Source organism: Citrobacter sp. Cc139, from assembly GCF_030334645.1.
GTDB lineage: Bacteria > Pseudomonadota > Gammaproteobacteria > Enterobacterales > Enterobacteriaceae > Citrobacter > Citrobacter werkmanii.
Window position 1 is genome coordinate 1 of sequence record NZ_JAOWDM010000025.1, and the last position, 857, is coordinate 857.

Sequence of the window (857 nt, forward strand, 5' to 3'; positions counted from 1 at the left end):
GACGGATAAGGCACATCCGACAGCAAAAGAGGATTAGAGAAATCACTGTTCGCGGTGTACTGAATTTCCGTTTTCAGCGTATCCCCGGTGTTAGCCGGGAATCCCCAGTTCAGGCGAATCCCCCAGTTGATCGGCGTTGTCGCAAAGCCGACAGGTTTCGGTGGATTTCCCACCTTGCCCGTCAGCGTTTTCTCTTCAGAGTAGCCCCAGCCAGAGGATATTTCAGAGGCGTTAATGGCGCGCACACGCACGAGGTAGCGCCCGGCATAAATGCCAGGAACATCGAATGACGTGGTGGAGCTGCGCGGCACATTTACCCAGTTACCGTCATTGCGGCGCCACTGTGCCTCATAGGCGATGGCATTCTGCGCCTGGTCCCAGCTAACCCGCATGGTTTCGATGCTGATATTCTGCTGCACCACCGAAAACGAGCTGATCACAATGTTAGCCGGCGGCGACTGGTTACCCGGCGGGATCACACTCACCGGCCGCTGGTCAATGATGGCTCCGGTATCGATACGGGCATATTTATCCGGATCGTGCCATGCGCCAGTAATCGAAAAGGTACCATCACTGTTATCGGAGACACTGACAACACGATACTGCTGGGCGTAGAATTCATCTGACTCAACCACCCATACAGCTTCGGCCTGTGGTGTCACACTGTATGCCGTGGTGACTGTGACTGATTCCCCATTCACAGCCTTAATGGTCCTGCTCTGTGACGCGCCGGAGGGAAGATTTAGAATCAGACGATCGCCTGCAACTGCATCAGCAACGCGGTCAAGTTTGATAACGCGACCGTTAACAGCGCTGATGCGGCCGCCCATAACCTTTCCGGAAAGCAGCTCGTCTGC

1 protein-coding gene is annotated in these 857 nt (G+C 55.1%); it reads right to left on the reverse strand.

Annotation, left to right across the window (positions count from 1 at the left end; all coding sequences use genetic code 11):
* A partial coding sequence (locus OGV69_RS25255; RefSeq protein WP_502873874.1) for a TipJ family phage tail tip protein occupies positions 1–857 on the reverse strand: 857 nt, incomplete at both ends.